We start from the raw sequence: 14,479 nt of genomic DNA, 5'->3' as shown, positions 1-14,479 counted from the left end.
GCAACCACCCCAGCCACTGGACTCATCCACTTTGCCCCACACTCCCCAACGCCGCTGGTATGTTCCGGTCTCGCTCATCGCTGCCCTGGTGCTGCTGCCCCTGAGCGTGCTGGTGCTGTCCTGGCAGTCGATCGATGTTCAGATCTGGTCGCACCTGCTCGACACCCAGATGAGTCGTCTGCTGGGCAATACCTTGACGCTGGTGGTGGGCGTCGGCCTGGGCGTCACCCTGCTCGGCGTCAGCCTGGCGTGGCTCACCAGCCTCTGCGAATTCCCCGGCAGGCGCTGGCTGGACTGGGCGCTGATGCTGCCCTTCGCCATTCCGGCCTACGTGCTGGCGTTCGTCTTCGTCGGCCTGCTGGATTTCGCCGGTCCCGTGCAAAGCGCGTTGCGTGAACTGTTCGGTCCTCTGCGCCTGCCCCGTGTGCGCTCCACCGGCGGTGTGATCGTGGTGCTGGTGCTGGTGTTCTATCCCTACGTCTACCTGCTGGCTCGCAGTGCGTTTCTGGCCCAGGGCCGGGGGCTGATGGAGGCGGCGCGGATACTGGGCCTCTCACCGCTGCAGGCCTTCTGGCGGGTGGCGTTGCCCATGGCGCGGCCAGCCATCGGCGCCGGGGTCGCCCTGGCACTGATGGAAACCCTGGCCGATTTCGGCGCGGTGGCGGTGTTCAACTTCGATACCTTCACCACGGCCATCTACAAGACTTGGTACGGCTTCTTCAGCCTGTCCAGCGCCGCGCAGTTGGCCAGCCTGCTGCTGTTGGCGGTCATGCTGGTGCTGTACGGCGAGCGCCGCGTCCGTGGCGCGACGCGCAGCGCCAACGAGCGTGCGCGTGGCCAGGCCCTGTATCACCTGCGTGGACTCAAGGCCCTGGCCGCCAGTGGCTGGTGCCTGCTGGTCTTCGCCTGCGCGTTCGTGATTCCGCTGCTGCAACTGCTGGCGTGGTTCTGGCAGCGTGGCCGCCATGACCTGGATGAGCGCTATGCCGGGTTGATCCTGCATACCCTCTCTCTCGGTGGCATGGCGGCGCTGATCACCGTGTGCGTGGCGCTGGTGCTGGCCTTCGCCCGACGCCAGGCGCCCAGTGCCTCGATCCGCGCCGGCGTCGGGCTGGCCAATCTGGGCTATGCCTTGCCGGGATCGGTGCTGGCGGTGTCGATCATGTTGGCCTTCAGCTACTTGGATAACCACGTGGTGATCCCGCTGTCCAGTTGGCTCGGTGGCGCGGCCAAGCCATTGCTATTGGGGAGCGTATCCGCCCTATTGCTGGCGTATCTGGTGCGGTTCATCGCCGTAGCCTATGGGCCGCTGGAGAGCAGCCTGGCGCGGGTCAGGCCCTCGCTGCCGGAGGCTTCGCGCAGCCTGGGCGTGGCCGGGCCGCGATTGTTTTTCAGGGTGTATCTGCCGTTGCTGGTGCCGGGCGTGTTGAGCGCTGCATTGCTGGTCTTCGTCGATGTGCTGAAGGAAATGCCGGCGACCTTGCTCATGCGTCCGTTCGGCTGGGACACCCTGGCCGTGCGCGTCTTCGAGATGACCAGCGAAGGGGAGTGGGCGCGCGCCTCGCTGCCGGCCCTGACCCTGGTGCTGGTCGGGCTGCTGCCGGTCATCCTGCTGATTCGCCGCTCGGCGCGCGGCCCTGGGCAAGCGTGCTGAGGGTGTCAGCCCTGGCCCTTGCCGCTACAATGCGCGGCATTCGCCGAGGCCGGTCCTGCAATAGCCCGCGCTGATCGAACAGCGCCGACCGCCTCTGCCTCGCCACGCCCGGAAGGAGAAACCCATGGGACAGCGCACGCCCCTGTACGACCTGCACCTGGCGCTTGGCGCCAAGACGGTCGACTTCGGTGGTTGGGACATGCCCCTGCATTACGGCTCGCAGGTCGAAGAACATCATCAGGTGCGCCGCGATTGCGGCGTTTTCGATGTTTCCCACATGAGTGTGATCGACCTTGACGGTGCAGATGCCATGCCCTGGCTGCGCCGTCTGCTGGCCAACGATGTGATCCGCCTCGACCGCACCGGCAAGGCGCTCTACAGCCCGTTGCTCAACGAGCAGGGCGGGGTCATCGATGACCTCATCGCCTACCGAACCGAGGCGGGCTACCGACTGGTGGCCAATGCCGCCACCCGCGAAAAGGTGCTGGCCTGGTTGAATGCCTGCTGCGCAGGCCATGCCGTAAACCTGGTCCCGCGCACGGATCTGGCCATTCTGGCCATCCAGGGCCCGCAGGCGCGCGAGAAGGTCGCAGCGCTGCTGAGTGCCGCGCGGGCGGTGCTGATCCGCACGCTACAGCCGTTCGAGGGGGTGACCGACGGGGACTGGTTCATCGCCCGCACTGGCTATACCGGGGAGGACGGTCTGGAAATCATCCTGCCGGCCGATCAGGCGGCCACCTTTTTCTACGATCTGGTCGGCGCCGGCATCGCGCCCAGCGGCCTCGGCGCGCGCGATACCTTGCGTCTGGAAGCCGGTATGAACCTGTACGGCCAGGATATCGACGAACGCCATACGCCGCTCACGTCCAACCTGGGCTGGAGCATCGCCTGGGAGCCGGCGGAGCGCGATTTCATCGGGCGCGGCGGTCTGCTCGCGGAAATCGAGCGTGGGGTTGAAGAGAAATTGGTCGGCCTGGTATTGGAAGAACGCGGTGTCCTGCGCGCTCATCAGACCGTTCGCGTCGCCGGGATTGGCGAAGGAGAGATTACCAGTGGTAGTTTCTCCCCTACGCTGATCAAGTCCATCGCCTTGGCGCGTGTACCCATGGCCACGGGTGAGCGTGCCGAGGTGGAGATTCGCGGCAAGTGGTATCCGGTGCGCGTGGTCAAACCCACCTTCGTGCGCCACGGCAAGATTCTGATCTGAACCATTACCGGCGGTACGCCGCTGAGCCAATCGAGGAAAACGACACATGAGCAATATCCCCGCCGACCTGCGTTTCGCTGAAAGTCACGAGTGGGCTCGCCTGGAGGCTGACGGTAGCGTCACCGTGGGCATCAGCGACCATGCCCAGGAAGCTCTGGGCGATGTGGTCTTCGTCGAACTGGCCGAAGTCGGCAAGGTGTTCGCGGCGGGTGATGCCGCAGGTGTGGTCGAATCGGTCAAGGCCGCGTCGGATATCTATGCACCGGTCGGCGGTGAAGTCATCGCCGTCAACGAAGCACTGGCCGACAGCCCGGAGCAGCTCAACGAAGCACCTTACGAGGCTTGGATCTTCAAGCTCAAGCCGAACAATGCGGCCGAACTGGACAAGCTGCTGGATGCTGCAGGTTACCAGGCGGCAATCGGGGAATGAGTGACCGGGGCGGCCATCAGGCTGCCCCGCACTGCACGCGAGGTGACTACTTCGCGTCGAGGTTGCTGGCCAGGATGGCGTTGGCCAAGTCCATGTCGGTGGCTTGTACATCGGGGTTCTCAGCCCGTACCTGACGCATCGCGGCTTCCAGGTAAGGACCGCGGATCGCGCCGTCGCTGGCGACGAAGCTGCCAGCGTCATCCTGTGCCGCCGCGACCAGCTTGTGGTCCTTGAAGGTCAGGTACGTGGAGGCGGTGGTCGCGCCGGAAGAGATGATGTCGCGCCAGGATGCCAGGGCGGAGCCCACGGGCAGAGACAGCATGACAGCGGCCGCAATGGCGGATTTGAGACGCATGTTGAATACCTCGGAAGGTTAGGGCGCACAGGTGCCGGATTCGATCGCTTTGCCTGAGGCAAGTTCCTTTGCGCGCAAGATAGGGGCGGTGCTCAGGGGCATACCCGCAGAACCTCCTGCAGGCTGGTCAGCCCCTGTGCAACCTTGTCTTCGCCGCATCGGCGCAAGTCCCGCATACCCCTGGCAAAAGCTTGCTGTCGCAGGCTCGCCAGGTCCATCCGGGCGCCGATTCGCGCTCGCAGAGCTTCGCAGAGCACCAGCAGTTCGAACAGCCCAGTGCGCCCCTTGTAGCCAGTTCCGCGACAGGTCCTACACGACGCATCGTTCTCCCCTGACCTGCCGTGGCAAGCCACGCAAAAGGTCCGGACCAGACGCTGGGCCATGACCGCGATCAGCGTGGCTTTGATCAGGTAGTCGGCAACGCCCAGTTCCTGCAAGCGGGTGATAGCGCTGCAGGCGTCGTTGGTGTGCAGGGTGGAAAGTACCAGGTGACCGGTCAAGGCGGCTTGCACCGCGACCTGCGCCGTTTCCCGGTCACGGATTTCGCCGATCATGATGATGTCAGGGTCCTGGCGCAGCAACGCTCGCACTCCATTGGCGAAGCTCAAGTCGAGCGCCGGCTGGACCTGCAATTGGTTCAGGCCGGGCTCCAGCCGTTCGATGGGATCTTCGATGGTGCACAGGTTGATCTCGGGTGTAGCGAGGTACTTGAGGCTGGCATAGAGCGTGCTGGTCTTGCCGGAGCCGGTGGGGCCGGTCAGCAGGACAATGCCCTGGCGCCGGGCCAGCAGCGTTTGCCACTGCTCGAGCAAGCTGCCTTCCAGCCCCAGGCGCTCGAAGTCTTCATGCAACTGTTCCGGATCGAAAATGCGCAACACCAGCTTTTCGCCGAAGGGAGTCGGCAGGGTGGACAGGCGCAATTCGATTTCGCTGGCGTCGGGCAGACGGCTTTTCAAACGACCATCCTGAGGGCGGCGTTTCTCGGCCACGTCCATTCGCCCCAGATGCTTCAGGCGGCTGACCAGTGCCAAGGTCACGCTGGCTGGAAACACGTACACCGTGTGCAGCAAACCGTCGATGCGATAGCGCAGTTGGCCCTGATCGCCACGTGGCTCCAGGTGGATATCGCTGGCGCGCTGCTCGACGGCGTACTGCAGGAGCCAGTCGGCGATGTGCACGATGTGCGCGTCGTCGGCGTTGTTGGCCGTCGTTCTGCCACTCTGTTCCAGCAGGTGTTCCAGTGCGCCCAGGCTGGCGCGCTGCTGTTGGGCGCCTTGTACCGAGTGCGCCAGGTGCTGGTAGGTGTCCGTGAGTTGGCGCAGTTGCGCCGGATTGGCCAGTACGCGACGGATCGGCTGGCCAAGGCTGCGTCCCAGGTCGGCCTCCCATTCGCGCTGATAGGGCTGGGTACTGGCCACGGTGACCGCGGTGTCGTCCCTGTCCACGGCGAGGATGCCATGACGGCGAGCGAAGGCCGGGGAGATCAGGTCCGCCACCCCGGCCAGGTCGATGGTCAGCGGGTCAAGGCGTACATAGGGCAGGCCGGTCTTGTCTGCCAGCCATTGGCAGAGGGTATCCAGATCCAGTGTATGGCCGGGCCGCAGGCGGTCTTTCAGGGACAGGCTGGCGAGAATCTCCAGGGGATGGCTCGGCGGGTGACTGGTGTGCTCGAGCACGCGAAGCGTATCGGCAGGGTCCAAGCGCTGCTCGGCCAGCAGCGCTTCGAGTAGGCGATTGAGGTCGAGGCTGTGATCGTGTGAGCTGTGCATGGCGGCATCCTTGCCGGGCTGCTGAAGGCCTGGGCAAGCTTAGCCGGGGTTGAAATACGGTCCGGTAAAAATGGGTTTCCGGATCTTGCGCGGTCGCAGCGGCATCGACGCGCCTCAGCCAACGACGACTTCCGACAGCCTGGGTACGTTTTCCAGCAGTACTTCGCCCACGCACACCAGGTTGCGCATTTTCTGTGCGATCACACCGGCACGGTGCCAGCTCAGTCCGGCGATACCGATTTCCACGTGCAGCACGTCATCGTGCTGACAGACCTGCACACTGTGTGGCGTGAGAAATTGCAGAGCGAACAGGTTCAGCACTCGACACAAACTGTCGGGTTCGGCCTCGATATCCAGGCGATAACGCACCTCGGTAAGGTGGACACTGGCCGCCCAGGCATCGCTGCGCGCGGGGGTCTCTTGGCGTTCGAGTGCATTCATGAAGGTCTCCCATTGGATGCAGAGCATTCTCCCAGGTCGAAACAGGCATTTCTTCGTTATTATTCCTCGGTTGAACTGAGCCTGAGACTAGATCAAGTCTCATAACCGTAAATAAAAGGATCAATCATGCACGGCGAACTGGATGCCTATGACCGGCGCATTCTCGAATTGCTCCAAGAAGATGCGTCCTTGTCCAGCGCGCAGATTGCCGAGCGCGTGGGGCTTTCCCAGTCCCCCTGCTGGCGACGGATACAGCGGTTGAAAGACGAAGGGGTCATTCGCGCTCAGGTCACCCTGCTCGATCGCCGTAAAGTGGGTCTGAACACGCAGATTTTCGCGGAGGTCAAGCTCAACGCCCATGGACGCTCCAACTTCACCGAGTTCACCGAGGCGATCCGTGGATTTCCCGAAGTGCTGGAGTGCTACGTGCTGATGGGCTCGGTGGACTTCCTGCTGCGGATCGTCACGGCCGATATCGAGGCTTACGAGCGCTTCTTCTTCGAGAAGCTGTCGAACGTGCCGGGGATCCAGGAAGTGAATTCGATCGTGGCGCTGTCCGAGATCAAGTCGACCACCAGCCTGCCGCTGTAATGCAAACTGCGGGCGCAAAAAAAACCGGCGCTGTGGGCGCCGGTTCGGTCAGGCTCGCAACCTTCAGAGGCCGTCGAGCATGGCTTTGTTGCGTACCGCGCCTTTGTCAGCGCTGGTCGCCAGCAGGGCGTAAGCCTTCAGGGCGGTGGTCACCTTGCGTGGTCGCGCTTCGGCGGGCTTCCAGCCTTTCTTGTCCTGATCGGCACGGCGCGCCGCCAGCTCCTCGTCGCTGACCAACAGGTTGATCGAGCGGTTGGGAATGTCGATCAGCACCTTGTCGCCATCCTTCACCAGACCAATCGCGCCGCCCGACGCCGCTTCCGGCGAGGCATGGCCGATGGACAGACCCGAGGTGCCGCCGGAGAAACGGCCGTCGGTGAGCAAGGCGCAGGCTTTGCCCAGGCCCTTGGACTTCAGGTACGAGGTGGGGTAGAGCATTTCCTGCATGCCCGGACCGCCTTTCGGACCTTCGTAACGGATGATCACGATGTCGCCGGCCTTCACTTCGTCGGCGAGGATGCCGCGCACGGCGCTGTCCTGGCTTTCGAAGATCTTGGCGGTGCCCTCGAACACGTGGATCGACTCGTCCACACCGGCGGTTTTCACGACGCAGCCGTCCAGGGCGATATTGCCGTACAGCACGGCCAGGCCGCCTTCCTGCGAGTAGGCGTGCTCGACGCTGCGGATGCAACCGTTCTCGCGGTCGTCATCGAGCGTGTCCCAGCGAGTCGACTGGCTGAAGGCGGTCTGGGTCGGGATGCCGGCTGGGCCTGCCTTGAAGAAGGTGTGCACGGCGGCGTCATCGGTCTGGGTGATGTCCCACTTGGCGATGGCTTCTTCCATGCTGCGGCTGTGCACGGTCGGCAGGTCCGTGTGCAACAGCCCGCCACGGGCCAGCGAGCCGAGGATGCTGAAGATGCCACCGGCGCGGTGCACGTCTTCCATGTGGTACTTCTGGATGTTCGGCGCCACCTTGCACAGCTGCGGTACCGTGCGTGACAGGCGATCGATGTCGCGCAGGTCGAAGGCCACCTCGGCTTCCTGGGCTGCGGCCAGCAGGTGCAGGATGGTGTTGGTCGAGCCGCCCATGGCGATGTCGAGCATCATGGCGTTCTCGAACGCCTTGAAGTTGGCGATGTTGCGCGGCAGCACCGACTCGTCGTTCTCGCCGTAGTAGCGCTTGCACAGCTCGACGATGGTGCGTCCGGCAGTGAGGAACAACTGCTCGCGGTCGGCGTGAGTGGCGAGGGTCGAACCGTTGCCCGGCAAGGCCAGGCCCAAGGCTTCGGTCAGGCAGTTCATCGAGTTGGCGGTGAACATGCCGGAGCACGAACCACAGGTCGGGCAGGCGCTGCGCTCGTACTCGGCGACTTTTTCGTCGGAGGCCGAGGAATCGGCGGCGATGACCATGGCATCGACCAGGTCCAGGCCGTGGCTGGCCAGCTTGGTCTTGCCGGCTTCCATCGGCCCACCGGAGACGAAGATCACCGGGATGTTCAGGCGCAGGGCGGCCATCAGCATGCCGGGGGTGATCTTGTCGCAGTTGGAGATGCAGACGATGGCGTCGGCGCAGTGGGCGTTGACCATGTACTCGACGGCGTCGGCGATGATCTCGCGGCTGGGCAGCGAGTACAGCATGCCGTCATGGCCCATGGCGATGCCGTCGTCCACGGCGATGGTGTTGAATTCCTTGGCGACGCCACCGGCGCGTTCGATTTCTCGAGCGACCAACTGGCCCAGGTCCTTCAGGTGCACATGACCCGGGACGAACTGGGTGAAGGAGTTGGCGATGGCGATGATCGGCTTCTTGAAGTCATCGTCCTTCATGCCGGTGGCACGCCACAGCGCGCGGGCACCGGCCATGTTGCGGCCGTGGGTGGAGGTCTTGGAACGGTAATCAGGCATGACGCACTCCTGGCGGCTTGATCAGGTCACTGGTAAGGGGAGTGAGCTTCGCTTGTCCTTGGCGCCGCAGACCGGTTGCCGCTGCACGGATGGGGCCGGGACTGCGCGGGATCGCCGCGTGCCTGGCCAGAGCTCATAAACCCGCCTGGGGATGTCTGGCGATGAATAGGCCGATTCTACACCGCTGGGGCGGTGAGGAAATGGCGATGTGTCTGGACGGTGGCTTTCACGACTCGCTGCGGTAGTTGTAGGACTTGTCCCAAACGCGAGTTGGGCGGTGTTCTTCCCTCGCTACGCTCCCTATCATCCCCGCGCCGCATGTGCGGCTTCACGAGCTATTACCTCAATGGACCTTCCCAGTTTCAGTTCATCGCGAACTTGCATTCTGGCACTGAGCGCGCCGTCGCCAGGGCTTGCGAAGGCTTGAGCCCGCGTGGCTGAGGTCAGCAGGCGCCTGTCACGGCGCCTGGAGAATCTCCCATGCACTACACCCCATCCAATCCGCTCGAATTGCGCCAGGCCGCCCAGGCGCAGCGGGACCGGTTTCTGCAGGCCGACACCTATGAGACCGGTACAGCGGGCGCGCTGATGATCAGCCAGTACACGCACCTCGATAGCGGGCTTACGGCCAGTCAGGCCATCGACATGTTGCGCCGCGAGGCAGCAGATGCTGAAACCATCTATCAGTCCTACGTGGTGGATGCCGCGCGGAACCTGCTTGGCACCCTGTCGCTGCGCGAGCTGATCCTGGCGGCGCCCGACCAGCCGATAGACGCCATCATGGTGCGCAAGGTGCTCTGCGTCAGCACCGCCACACGCCAGGAGGAAGTCGCGCGGCTGATCCGCGAGCACGACCTGCTGGCCGTGCCGGTGCTCGACGAACTCGGGCGCCTGGTGGGCATCGTCACCTGCGACGAGGCACTGGACGTGATGGTGGAAGAGGCCACCGAGGACTTTCATAAAGGCGCGTCGATCACCAACCACATCGGCAACCTCAAGGACGCCACCATCGGCCTGATGTACCGCAAGCGCGTGCTCTGGCTGGTGGTGCTGGTGTTCGGCAATCTGTTTTCCGGGGCCGGTATCGCAGCGTTCGAAGACACCATCGCCGCGCACATCGCTTTGGTGTTCTTCCTGCCCCTGCTGGTGGACAGCGGCGGTAATGCCGGTGCCCAGTCCGCGACCTTGATGGTGCGCGGCCTGGCCACGGGCGAAGTGGTGATGCGCGACTGGATGCGAATGCTGGCCCGCGAGTGCGGCGTGGCACTGGCCTTGGGCGGCACCATGGCCGTGGCCGTGGCATCGCTCGGCATATTGCGCGGTGGGCCGGAGATTGCCGTGATCGTGGCCAGCAGCATGCTGGTGATCGTGCTGATCGGCAGCCTCATCGGCATGAGCCTGCCGTTCCTGCTCAGCCGCTTCAAGCTGGACCCGGCCACCGCCAGCGGCCCGTTGGTGACATCGATCGCCGACGCAGTGGGCGTGTTGATCTACTTCGGTATCGCTTCGGTGGTGCTGGAGTTGTGAGGCTGGCGCAGACGTAGTGACAGGGGGTATGCAGACCTGGGCGCTCGTCCTCAGCCGGGCGCGTGCGTCGGGTCGGACGTTGGTCTTCTCGGGCTCGCTGCTCCTGCTGCTCAAGGGCGTGTTGCAGTGGGCTCGGCTGCAACGGACGACAGCCTTTCGAGCACCACCGCGCCGCACAGGCTCACGCCGATGAAACCCAAGCCCAGGCTCATCGGTAGGCTGGCTTGCATCATCGCGATCAGCCCGCTCGCCGCGCCCCCAATCGCGAACAGCAGCGTATTACCGAGCGCCGCTGCGGCGCCTGCGCGTTCAGGATGACGTTCCAGTGCTGCGCAGGTGGCCGCGGGCCTTACGATCGTGGTGCCTGCCGTGCAGACGATCATGGGCACCAAGAGCGCCGTGATGGACAACGCGGTCCATGTGAGCCAGACGACCAGCACCCCACCTGCCAGACCGATGAGCCCAAGGCCGACGCGAATCTGAGTGTGTGTGGATATCCGCCCATTGATCGCACTGGCGATGATGCCGCCGGCCAGGTAGGCACATCCATAGCCAAGAAAAACCATCGAAAAGGCGTACTCGGAAAGTCCCAAGCGGTTCATGAGCAGTAACGGTGATACGACGATGAAGGAAAAATGGCAGGCGAATGCAAAAGCAGAAAGGATCGAGTAGGCCAAGAAGCGAGGGTCGCGAATCAAGATGCTGTAGCTTTTCATCGCACCGGGTATGGGAGGTTTACGGCATCATTGCGACATTTCTTAGGGTAGAAAAAATATCTAGAGAGGCAAGCTTCTATATCGGCTGAAAATTCTCAACAACTCGTAGGAGCTTTCCGCTGTTGCTTCGTAGGTTATCTAACGCGTAAAAAAGCCCGGCATTGGCTATCCAATACCGGGCTTTTTCAAACCGCGCCGAACCGTGGTCAGCTATTAGGCAGCAACCGGCAGGTGATGCTCTTGATGTAGCGCGTTTCGGCGATGGCCGGGTGCACCGGATGGTCCGGGCCCTGACCGCCACGCTCGAGCAGTTGCAGGTTGCGGTCCAGGTGGCGGGCGCTGGTCAGCAGGATGTTGTGCAGATCGTCCTCGGGCAGGTGCATCGAGCACGAGGCGCTGACCAGGATGCCGTCCTTGTTCAGCATGCGCATGGCCTGTTCGTTGAGGCGACGGTAGGCCGCTTCGCCGTTCTTCAGGTCCTTCTTGCGTTTGATGAAGGCGGGTGGGTCGGCGATGATCACGTCGAAGCGCTCTTCGGCGGCCTTGAGTTCGCGCAGCGCTTCGAACACATCGCCTTCGATGCAGGTCAGCTTGTCGGCGATGCCGTTCAGCGCGGCGTTGCGCTCGACGCCATCCAGGGCGAAGCCCGAGGCATCGACGCAGAACACTTCACTGGCGCCGAAAGCACCGGCCTGCACGCCCCAGCCACCGATGTAGCTGAACAGGTCGAGCACGCGCTTGCCTTTGACGTAGGGCGCCAGGCGCGCACGGTTCATGCGGTGGTCGTAGAACCAGCCGGTCTTCTGGCCTTCACGCACCGGGGCTTCGAACTTCACACCGTTCTCTTCCAGGGCGACCCAATCCGGCACGTCGCCGTAGACCGTCTCGACATAGCGCGCGAGGCCTTCGGCGTCGCGCGCGGCGGAGTCGTTCTTGAACAGGATGCCGCTGGGCTTGAGCACCTGCACCAGCGCGGCGATCACTTCGTCCTTGTGCGCTTCCATGGTGGCCGAGGCCAGTTGCACCACCAGAATGTCGTAGAAGCGATCGACCACCAGCCCAGGCAGCAAGTCGGAATCGCCGTAGACCAGGCGATAGCAGGGCTGCTCGAAGAGCCGTTCGCGCAGCGACAAGGCCACGTTCAAACGGTGCACCAGCAGCGACTTGTCCAGCGCCAGCTTGCTGTCGCGCGACAGAAGGCGCGCGCAGATGAGGTTGTTCGGGCTGACGGCGACCACGCCCAGCGGCTTGCCGTTGGCCGCTTCGAGGATCGCCTGCTGCCCGGCCTTCAGGCCCTGCAGCGGGGTCGCAGCCACGTCGATCTCGTTGCTGTAGACCCACAGGTGACCGGCGCGCAAACGGCGGTCGGCATTGGCTTTGAGACGAAGGCTGGGCAGGGACATGACGTCGCTCCGGAAAAAAGAGCGGGAGTATAGCGTGTCGCTGGCTGGATTCGCAGCGCAGCGCGACGAGGCGCAAAGCGACCTCGCCGTGGCTGCGGTTCAGGCCGCGAGAGGCTCAGCTCAGCGCTTTGATCAATTGCGCGTTGAATGCCGGGATATCGTCAGGCTGGCGGCTGCTGATCAGGTTGCCGTCCACCACCACCTCTTCATCCACCCACTGACCGCCTGCATTGCGAATGTCGTCCTGCAAGGTCTTGAAGCTGGTCATGCGCTTGCCTTTGACCAAGTCGCAGGAAATCAGCAACCAGCCGCCGTGGCAGATCACCGCCAGGGGTTTGCCCGCTGCGGCGTGGCTTTTCACCAGTTTCTGCGCGCCCGAAATCAGACGGATGGTGTCGGAGTTCTGCACGCCGCCTGGCAGTACGATGGCGTCGTAGGTCGTGTCCTGGGCGTCATCGAACGTGGCATCGACCTGGAAGGCATCGGCCGGCTTGTCGTGGTTCCAGCCGCGCACGCTGCCGGTCTCCTCGCCGAGCACATCCACTTGGGCGCCGGCCTGGAGCAGCGCATCGCGCGGGCCGGTCAGCTCGACTTGCTCGAAGCCGTCGGTCACCAGAAAGGCCACGCGCTTGCCGTTGAGTTGTGCGGTCATGAGTTGTTACTCCATTTCTTCGATAGGTGTGAGAAAGGAGGCCGCCGGCCCTAAAGTAAAGTTCCCGGCGAACGATTCAGTGGTTGGTGCCCTGCCGGCGTACAGGGTTAGAATTCCCCCTTATCCCCGAGTGCGCAGCCATGTCCCAGGAACTTACCGCCGAACAGATCCAGCAAGCCTTGCAGGGCATCACCATTCCGCCCCAGCCGCAGATCATGGTGGACCTGCAGTTCGAGCAGTACATGCCCGACCCGGACCTGGAAACCATCGCCAAGCTCATCGCCCAAGACCCCGGTCTGTCCGGCGCGTTGCTCAAGTTGGTGAACTCGCCGCATTTCGGCCTGGCCAACAAGATCGGTTCGATCCAGCGCGCGGTGAACCTGCTGGGCAGCCGCTCGATCATCAACTTGATCAACGCCCAGTCGATCAAGGGTGAGATGAGCGACGAGACCATCGTCACCCTCAACCGGTTCTGGGATACCGCCCAGGACGTGGCCATGACCTGCCTGACCCTGGCCAAGCGCACCGGCATCCAGGCGGTGGACGAGGCCTACACGCTCGGCCTGTTCCATGACTGCGGCGTGCCGCTGATGCTCAAGCGTTTCCCCAACTACATGGACGTGCTGGAAGACGCCTACGCCAATGCCAGCGCGGACAACCGCGTGGTCGACACCGAAAACCGCGCCCTCAACACCAACCACTCGGTGGTGGGCTACTTCACGGCCAAGTCGTGGCGCCTGCCCGAGCACATCAGCGGCGCCATCGCCAATCATCACAACGCGCTGTCGATCTTCCGCGACGACACGTCGCGCAATGGCCAGACTCAATTGAAGAACCTGCTGGCGGTGCTGAAGATGGCCGAGCACATCTGCGCGTCCTACCGGGTGCTGGGCAACCAGAGCGAAGATCACGAATGGAACGCGGTCGGCCCGCTGGTACTCGATTACATCGGGCTGTCGGAATACGACTTCGACAGCCTCAAGCAGAACATTCGCGAACTGAGTGGCCGTTGATCCATGCCTGAGTTGCCGGAAGTCGAAACAACCCGACGCGGTATCGCGCCGTACCTTGAAGGACAGCGGGTCAGCCGGGTGGTGGTGCGTGATCGCCGCTTGCGCTGGCCGATCCCTGAAGACCTGGATGTGCGCCTCTCGGGCCAACGCATTCTCAGCGTCGAGCGGCGGGCCAAGTACCTGCTGATCAACGCCGAGGTCGGTACGCTGATCAGTCACTTGGGCATGTCTGGCAACCTGCGCCTGGTCGAGCAGGGCTTGCCGGCGGCCAAGCACGAACACGTGGACATCGAGCTGGAATCCGGGCTGATGCTGCGCTACACGGACCCGCGTCGCTTCGGCGCCATGCTCTGGAGCCATGACCCGCTCGGCCACGAACTGCTGGCGCGCCTGGGGCCGGAGCCGCTGACCGAGCTGTTCGACGGTGAGCGGCTGTTCCAGCTGTCGCGCGGGCGGTCGATGGCGGTCAAGCCGTTCATCATGGACAACGCCGTAGTGGTCGGCGTGGGCAACATCTACGCCACCGAAGCGCTGTTCGCTGCGGGTATCGACCCGCGCCGCTCTGCTGGCGGCATCAGCCGGGCGCGTTATCTGAAGCTGGCGATCGAGATCAAGCGGGTGCTCGCCGCCGCCATCGAGCGCGGCGGCACCACGTTGCGTGATTTCATCGGCGGCGACGGCCAGCCCGGCTATTTCCAGCAGGAGCTGTATGCCTACGGGCGGGGTGGCGAGGCTTGCAAGGTGTGCGGCAGCGAACTGCGCGAGGTCAAGCTCGGCCAGCGCGCCAGCGTGTTCTGCCCACGCTGCCAGCGCTGA

14 protein-coding genes are annotated in these 14,479 nt (G+C 63.7%); 7 read left to right on the top strand and 7 right to left on the bottom strand.

Annotation, left to right across the window (positions count from 1 at the left end; genetic code table 11):
- Positions 1–31 precede the first annotated feature (31 nt).
- The 3 genes from Q6A47_RS17010 to gcvH all read left to right on the top strand — a co-directional run bounded on the left by Q6A47_RS17010 (position 32) and on the right by gcvH (position 3,291).
- Positions 32–1,654, top strand: coding sequence for an ABC transporter permease (locus tag Q6A47_RS17010; protein ID WP_304484875.1), 1,623 nt, complete (start codon positions 32–34; stop codon positions 1,652–1,654).
- Positions 1,655–1,778: 124 nt separating this feature from the next.
- The gene (gcvT, locus tag Q6A47_RS17005) at positions 1,779–2,861 is read left to right on the top strand and encodes a glycine cleavage system aminomethyltransferase GcvT (RefSeq protein WP_304484874.1); all 1,083 of its coding nucleotides are present in this window, start codon (positions 1,779–1,781) and stop codon (positions 2,859–2,861) included.
- Between the two features lie 46 nt (positions 2,862–2,907).
- Positions 2,908–3,291, top strand: coding sequence for a glycine cleavage system protein GcvH (gcvH, locus tag Q6A47_RS17000; RefSeq protein WP_304484873.1), 384 nt, complete (start codon positions 2,908–2,910; stop codon positions 3,289–3,291).
- A gap of 46 nt (positions 3,292–3,337) precedes the next feature.
- Here the strand turns inward: gcvH and Q6A47_RS16995 are convergent, their stop codons facing one another.
- From Q6A47_RS16995 to Q6A47_RS16985, 3 genes are all read right to left on the bottom strand, one after another.
- Complete coding sequence (locus tag Q6A47_RS16995) at positions 3,338–3,646, bottom strand: DUF2388 domain-containing protein (protein ID WP_304484872.1); 309 nt, start codon at positions 3,644–3,646, stop codon at positions 3,338–3,340.
- Between the two features lie 92 nt (positions 3,647–3,738).
- Positions 3,739–5,415: a GspE/PulE family protein gene (locus tag Q6A47_RS16990; protein WP_304484871.1), complete on the bottom strand. Its 1,677-nt coding sequence runs from the start codon at positions 5,413–5,415 to the stop codon at positions 3,739–3,741.
- 114 nt (positions 5,416–5,529) lie between these two features.
- On the bottom strand, positions 5,530–5,856 hold the full coding sequence (locus Q6A47_RS16985) for an ACT-like domain-containing protein (protein ID WP_304484870.1): 327 nt from the start codon (positions 5,854–5,856) through the stop codon (positions 5,530–5,532).
- 126 nt (positions 5,857–5,982) lie between these two features.
- On the opposite strand from Q6A47_RS16985, the gene Q6A47_RS16980 reads away from it, so the two are divergent.
- Complete coding sequence (locus Q6A47_RS16980) at positions 5,983–6,447, top strand: Lrp/AsnC family transcriptional regulator (protein ID WP_039582527.1); 465 nt, start codon at positions 5,983–5,985, stop codon at positions 6,445–6,447.
- A 63-nt stretch (positions 6,448–6,510) separates the two neighbouring features.
- On the opposite strand, the gene ilvD is transcribed toward Q6A47_RS16980, so the two are convergent.
- Entirely contained in the window at positions 6,511–8,352 is a 1,842-nt protein-coding gene (gene ilvD / locus Q6A47_RS16975) for a dihydroxy-acid dehydratase (RefSeq protein WP_029612398.1), read from the bottom strand.
- A 480-nt stretch (positions 8,353–8,832) separates the two neighbouring features.
- On the opposite strand from ilvD, the gene mgtE reads away from it, so the two are divergent.
- Complete coding sequence (gene mgtE / locus Q6A47_RS16970) at positions 8,833–9,879, top strand: magnesium transporter (protein ID WP_304484869.1); 1,047 nt, start codon at positions 8,833–8,835, stop codon at positions 9,877–9,879.
- 110 nt (positions 9,880–9,989) lie between these two features.
- Here mgtE and Q6A47_RS16965 read toward each other — a convergent pair whose 3' ends face one another.
- The 3 genes from Q6A47_RS16965 to Q6A47_RS16955 form a co-directional block, all read right to left on the bottom strand.
- Positions 9,990–10,595 (bottom strand): MFS transporter, encoded by a 606-nt coding sequence (locus tag Q6A47_RS16965; protein WP_304484868.1) that lies wholly within the window; start codon positions 10,593–10,595, stop codon positions 9,990–9,992.
- 206 nt (positions 10,596–10,801) lie between these two features.
- Positions 10,802–11,998, bottom strand: coding sequence for a class I SAM-dependent rRNA methyltransferase (locus Q6A47_RS16960; RefSeq protein WP_039582530.1), 1,197 nt, complete (start codon positions 11,996–11,998; stop codon positions 10,802–10,804).
- A gap of 115 nt (positions 11,999–12,113) precedes the next feature.
- Positions 12,114–12,650 (bottom strand): type 1 glutamine amidotransferase domain-containing protein, encoded by a 537-nt coding sequence (locus Q6A47_RS16955; RefSeq protein WP_029612394.1) that lies wholly within the window; start codon positions 12,648–12,650, stop codon positions 12,114–12,116.
- Between the two features lie 194 nt (positions 12,651–12,844).
- Between Q6A47_RS16955 and Q6A47_RS16950 the strand changes: the two genes are divergently transcribed.
- Together Q6A47_RS16950 and mutM are read left to right on the top strand one after the other, a co-directional pair.
- Entirely contained in the window at positions 12,845–13,663 is an 819-nt protein-coding gene (locus tag Q6A47_RS16950; protein WP_205419315.1) for an HDOD domain-containing protein, read from the top strand.
- A gap of 3 nt (positions 13,664–13,666) precedes the next feature.
- Positions 13,667–14,479, top strand: a complete 813-nt coding sequence (gene mutM / locus Q6A47_RS16945) for a bifunctional DNA-formamidopyrimidine glycosylase/DNA-(apurinic or apyrimidinic site) lyase (protein ID WP_304484867.1) — start codon at positions 13,667–13,669, stop codon at positions 14,477–14,479.

The sequence above is a fragment of the Pseudomonas boreofloridensis genome (genome assembly GCF_030580795.1).
Classification (GTDB): domain Bacteria; phylum Pseudomonadota; class Gammaproteobacteria; order Pseudomonadales; family Pseudomonadaceae; genus Aquipseudomonas; species Aquipseudomonas boreofloridensis.
Note: the sequence above shows the minus strand (reverse complement) of the source record. Positions and strands in the feature narration are given on the sequence as shown.